The 4356-nt window shown below is 73.6% G+C and carries 2 protein-coding genes and 1 pseudogene; 2 read left to right on the forward strand and 1 reads right to left on the reverse strand.

From position 1 onward, the window contains the following. Positions 1–1568 (reverse strand): GumC family protein (locus tag AX737_RS02495; RefSeq protein WP_066918751.1); only part of this gene is annotated, 1568 nt, incomplete at its 3' end. Positions 1569–1936: 368 nt separating this feature from the next. Between AX737_RS02495 and AX737_RS02500 the strand changes: the two genes are divergently transcribed. Both AX737_RS02500 and AX737_RS02505 read left to right on the forward strand, forming a co-directional pair. Then, on the forward strand, positions 1937–3475 hold the full coding sequence (locus AX737_RS02500) for a hypothetical protein (RefSeq protein ID WP_066918753.1): 1539 nt from the start codon (positions 1937–1939) through the stop codon (positions 3473–3475). Continuing rightward, a pseudogene (locus AX737_RS02505) lies at positions 3472–4356 on the forward strand (hypothetical protein); the annotation flags it as partial. The gene AX737_RS02500 and the pseudogene AX737_RS02505, both read left to right, overlap by 4 nt.

Genomic DNA, 4356 nt, shown 5'->3' on the forward strand with positions numbered 1-4356 from the left:
TGCCCGGGGCCGGCGACCTGACCTCCCGCCTGTCCCCCGCCCCGGTCGGGGGTGAGCCGGCTCGGCGCGACCCGCGGCAGGCTTCCGAGCAGCGGCACGCCGAGCCCCCGCTCGATCGCCCCCGGATGGCGCAGACCGGGCTCCATCGCCTCGGCGGCGGCCGCCGCCGCGAGCCCGAGCACCAGCCCGCCCGCGAGCGCGACGACCAGCATGAGGCCGGTCTTGGGCGCGCTCGGCCGCAGCGGCGGGGCCGCCGGCGTCAGGATCCGAGCCTCGGTCCCCACGAGGTTCTGCTGCTCGCTCGTCTCCTTCTGGCGCAGCAGGGACTGCTCCAGGATGGTCCGGCTCGCCTGCGCCTCGCGCTCCAGCTCCGCCAGCCGAACCCGCGCCTGGGCGCGCCGCGCGGCCTGTCCCTTGAGGCGCTCGAGGCTCGCCGTGAGGGTGCGCTCGCGTGCCGCCGCCGCCTCGGCCTCGTTGCGCAGCCCCTGCGCGAGGCGGCCGATCTCGGTGCGGATCTGGCCCGCGACGGTGCGGACCTGCGCCTCCGCCGCGCCGACGGCCGGGTGGCGCGGGCCCAGGTTGTTGCGCAGATCCGCGAGCTGCGCGCCGAGCTGGGCATATTGCTGGCGCAGGTTCGTGACGACGCTCGATTGCAGGGCCTCGGCGAGCGTGCCCCCGCCCTCGGCCCCGGCCGCCATGGCGCGGCGCGCCTGCGCGTAGCGCGCCCCGGCCTCGGCGCCGCGGGCCTGGGCCTGGGTCAACTGCTGGCTCTGTTCGGCGATCTCCCGGTCGAGCAGCGTCTGGGCGGCGCCGAGATCGACGATGTCGTTCTGGTTCTTGTAGGTCGAGACCGCGCGCTCGGTGTCGCGGGCCCGGCTCCGCAGGTCGTCGAGGCGGGAGCCGAGCAGGCCCGAGGCGCTCCGGGCCGCCTCCAGCTTCTGGCGCTTCTGGTCCGCCAGGTAGGCGTCGGCCAGCGCGTTGCCGACCTGTGCCGCGGTCTCGGCGGACCCGGAGCTGTAGGCGATCTCCAGCACGTAGGTGAGGCCGCGGCGGCGCACGCGCAGGCGATCGGAGAAGCGCTGCAGCACCCGCTCGCGCTGCTCCGCCGCGCTCGGTTCGTGGGCGGCGAGGCCGATCAGGCCGCGCAGGCCGGCCGTGGCGCGCTCGATCGTGGAAGGCTCGGTCAGCTCGCCGCCGCGGTCGAGCCCGAGCTCGGCCACCACCCGCCGGGCGAGGGTGGAGGAGGTCAGGATCTCGACCTGGCTCTCGACCGCGGCCGCGTCGGAGCCGATCCCGCCGAGCACGGCATCGGACTGCGTGACCTTCTGCGTGCGCGGATCGACGATGAGGATCGCGGTGGCTGTGTAGGTTCTGGGCACCAGCGACAGGACGATGGCGGCCGCGACCACGCAGAGCAGCGCGACGCCCGCGATCAGCCGCCAGCGCCGGGCGAGGAAGCGCCGGGCCGCCGCCAGATCGACGATCGCATCCGAGCGGTCGCCGGAGAGGCTCCGGTCGATCCGCGTCAGGCGATCGGCTCCCGCGACGGGGTAGAAGTGTTCAACCATCCCGATCTTCAGCTTCTGCGCGTGTGTGGCGGGTGCGCCAGCATTTCCCAGGGCGGCCCGAATTGCACGGGATATTACCTGAACACGAACTCCTATTATTCCAGATGTATGCCACAGTGCCAGAGACGTTTCACGTAAGGGTTGGTTAACAACGCTCGGGCAGGCAAAAAAATGTACCCGTGGAAAACTACGTAGTTTCACCGTCGATCGTATTCGGCGAGCCGGTCGGGGCGGGTTGGATAGCGACGTTCCGCCCCTACGTCAGGGCGCAAGGCATGTGAATACCCTGCAGCAGCGGCTGGACTCCGGGAGATCAACGAAGCGTGGCGTCCTTTATTCCGGACAGTTTGCCGCAGGAACAGTCTGCGGTGCCGCGGGCGGTGCTGGAGCACGCGCTGTTCCTGGCGGTCGGCGTCGTCCTGGTGGGTGTTCCGATCGTGGTGCATCTGGCAAGCCCCGCCGCGGCGATCGCCCTGTGCGCGGCGGGCTCGATCGTCGCGGCGGTCTACGTGAGGGCCGCGACGCCCGCCCTGCTGATCTTCGCCTTCCAGTTCCAGAACCTGTTCGTGTCGCTGGTCTCGCCCTGGCTCGCGGACACGCCGGCCTTCAACGCCGCCCGCGGCTACAACTTCATCATCACGGCGAGCCTCTGGCTCTGGATCGTCGGCGGCTACTGCGTCGCCCCCCGGGCGCGGGACCGGCGCCTCGATGCCCTGCTCTGGCCGAGCGTGCTCGCGCTCGGCGTCATCGGGGTCTATTTCGGCCTCGGCCTCGCCCGCGACCCCTTCGCGGCGGTGGTCTACCTGCGCAACGCCGTCACGCCCTTCCTGGTGTTCCAGCTCGCCCTGGTCGTCGCCGCCGACGGACCGGGCGACAGGCTCCGGTTCCTGCGCGTGCCGGTCTACCTCCTCCTCGCCTACGGGGTGGCCGAGTTCCTGGCGCGCGACGCGCTCTTCGGGCTGATCCACGCCGACAGCTACATGACCTTCAGCCTCGCCGACATCGCGCGCTCGGGCGAGTGGATCGAGACGATGCGCAAGACGGGCCGCGTGCTGCGCGACCTGCAGGACACCCAGATCGTCTCCTTCCTGAACACCGACCTGTTCGGCTTCTCCTCGATCCAGATGTACCGGATGCTGGGGCCGAACTTCCACGCGATCAGTTTCGGCTACGGCCTGCTGCTCGCCGCCTTCCTGCTGCTGCGCTGGCGCCAGCCGGTCCTGTTCTGCCTCGCGGTCGCGCTGCTGGTGCTGGTCGGCGCCAAGGGGGCGCTGGTCTGCCTCGCCCTCTGCTGCGCCGCCCTCCTCCTCGACCGGGTGCGGCCGGGTGCGACCCTGCCCGTCTTCCTCGCCGTGCTCGTGCTCTACGCCTGCGCGGTGGTCGTCACCGGGCGCGCGGGCGGCGACTACCATGTGCTCGGCCTCTTCGGCGGGCTGCACGCCTTCCTGGGAGCGCCCTGGGGCGCGGGCCTCGGGGCCGGCGGCAACCTCGCGGGCGACGCCACCCGGATCGACTGGGAGAAGGCACAGGCGATCGGGCGCACGGACTGGCCGGTGGAGAGCGCCTTCGGCGTCCTGCTCTACCAAGTGGGCCCGGGCGTGCTGGTGCTGTGCGCCGTGCCGGTCTGCGCCGCGCTCGCCGCCTGGCGGCTGTCCCGGACCGTGCGCGGCCGGGCAGCGATGCGCGACCTGCGGCTCTTCGCCCTCGGCACCCTCGCGGTGACCCTGAACGGGCTGTTCCAGGAGGAGGCCCTGTTCGCGCCGCTCGCCCTCGGGGGGATGATGATCGTCCTGGCCGACCGCCTCGGGGACGGCCTGTCCCGGCAGCCGTCCGGCGCCCTGGATGCGCGCTCGGCGGCGGGCCGGCCCGCCGCGGCCGGACGCCCGGCCCGGGGGAGCCTGGCATGAGGGACCTCGCCCTGCCGCGGCTCCCGGCGCGCCTGTCGGCGCGCCTGCGGGATCTCCGGACCCGGACCGGCCCGCGCGACCTCGCCCTGGCGCTCGTCCTCAAGGTCGGCGGCTCGGGCCTCGCCTTCCTGATGCTGACGCTCGCCGCCCGGGCGATGGGCCTGCACGAGTTCGGCGTGTTCGCCTACTGGTTCAGCGCTCTCTCCTTCGCGGCCGCCGCGGTGCTGCTGGGGCAGGAGGCGGCGATCATGATCGACTGGCAGCGGGCGCTCGAGGCGGGCGGCCCTGCCGCCGCGCGGGCGGCCCTCCGGCGCTCGACCCGCCTCGTCCTGATCGCGGCGCCGGCCGGCGGCGCCCTCACCGCCTGCGCCGGGCATCTCGCCGGGGCCGGCTGGCTGTTCTCGGCGCTCGCGGGCACCTTCTCGGTGCTCCTCGCCGTCCTGGTCTACGGGACCCATGTCGCCCGCACGGTCGCGGGCATCGCGCGGGGCGACGGGCAATTCGAGCTGACCTGGCGCCTGTTCCCGACCGCGGGCGCCGCGCTCGCCCTCCTGGCGGGGCTGCCCTTCCACGCCGAGACCTTCTTCGCCTGGGCCGTGGGCGGCATCCTGGTGGCCCTCGCGATCCAGGCCGCCGGGGTCGGCGCGGCCCTGCGCGGCGCCGCCGCCGCGACGGGGCCGGTCCGGACGGCGCTCGATCCGACCCGCGTCTGGGCGGCCCGCTCGGCGCGGCTCTGGCTCGGCGGCGTGCTCGACGCCGCGAACCAGTACGTCGACGTCTTCCTGATCGGCCTGCTCCTGAGCCCGGTCGAGGCGGGGCTCTACTACGCGGCGGCCCGGATCGCCGCCCTGTTCGCGATCGTCTCGGCGGGCCTGCACGTC

Origin of the sequence: Methylobacterium sp. CCH5-D2 (genome assembly GCF_001556475.1) — a bacterium.
In the GTDB taxonomy this organism is placed as follows: Bacteria; Pseudomonadota; Alphaproteobacteria; order Rhizobiales; family Beijerinckiaceae; genus Methylobacterium; species Methylobacterium hispanicum.